Genomic DNA, 1,195 nt, shown 5'->3' with positions numbered 1-1,195 from the left:
CGCCAAAGCCTACCGGATGCGGCTGATCCTCCAAGAGATCTATCGCTATCCGGCTGCAATCGCACCCATGGTGCTGCAAGACTGGATTCAGTGGGGACTGCGTTGTCGACTGGCTCCAATGGTCGAAGTCGCCAAAATGCTGCAAAACCACTACGATGGCGTCGTCCGATGGTTTTCATCCAAACTGACAAACGGTCTGCTCGAAGGCGTAAATAGCTTATTTCAAGCGGCCAAACGGAAGGCCCGAGGCTACCGCTCCGAAAAGAACATCATCGCTATGGTCTACGTATTGGCAGGAAAGCTGAACTTCGCCTTGAAATAAGAAAAGAATTGGCAACAGCATGGAGCCACGCATCGCTCGCACCTGAACCAATTCCCTTGTCCAGCACCAGTATGCCCATTTGTAGTCTTGTTTATGCTGCAACAGGTGGTGGACGTGGAGCGAAGCATCTATACCAATTCCCTTGTCCGATTTTCAAAGGTTTTCTGGAAATTCGTAGAGCTAATTTTGGCTGGTAGCATCGCTAGTGGCGAAGAGCCACCTAATTGAGTTCAACATATTGATCAAGATCAGGAAGAAAGGCCCAATTCCTTGTGATAGAATTAAGAAGAATCTGTCGTTTAAGAGATGGCAAGAAAGTATTATTCAGAATCGTTGCCAATCCCACTTATCAACGAACTGACTGTCCATGTTGATCACTTGGTGGAGAAAAGAACGCAATGCACGAGCTTCACGAGTTAATGAAGGTGATGGTTTGAGTAGTAGGACTTTTTACAAAACACCGCTCGGAGCGGGAAGCCATACGATTCCTATTGTCCAAACCGCAAACATATTGCTGGTCATGTTTTCCAAAAAAAGCGGCAGAGGAAATGCGTGACCGAATCGCACATTTACTTGGGATGGATGAAAATATTGCGGCAACCATTCAAGCCCGCACGTTTCACTCTTTTTTGCTTAAAATCATTCGAAAACATGGTGTAACACAAGTCATCTTAAGCGAAACCCGTTACCAGCATATCCTGCTGAAGCGTATGAAAAGGACTTGGAGGACGCTTATCAACCAGTATCGTTACTGTCCCTTATCTTGTTGTTGTTTAGCTTTTTCATAGAGTTTGTTGAGATTTGGCAATTTGCGACTGGTCGAAAGAAGGAGATCTTTGTCAATTGTTGAACTTAACCTGAATTTCGAAAGTA

Annotated in this window: 2 protein-coding genes; both read left to right on the top strand. The window is 45.4% G+C overall.

All coding sequences use genetic code 11. The features are described from left to right. A partial coding sequence (locus tag ABEV74_RS09465; RefSeq protein WP_430145452.1) for a transposase occupies positions 1-322 on the top strand: 322 nt, incomplete at its 5' end. Between the two features lie 548 nt (positions 323-870). After that, on the top strand, positions 871-1,110 hold the full coding sequence (locus ABEV74_RS09460; RefSeq protein WP_430145455.1) for a hypothetical protein: 240 nt from the start codon (positions 871-873) through the stop codon (positions 1,108-1,110). Positions 1,111-1,195 lie beyond the last annotated feature (85 nt).

Origin of the sequence: Paenibacillus cisolokensis (genome assembly GCF_050481165.1) — a bacterium.
GTDB lineage: Bacteria > Bacillota > Bacilli > Paenibacillales > Paenibacillaceae > Paenibacillus_AH > Paenibacillus_AH cisolokensis.
Note: the sequence above shows the minus strand (reverse complement) of the source record. Positions and strands in the feature narration are given on the sequence as shown.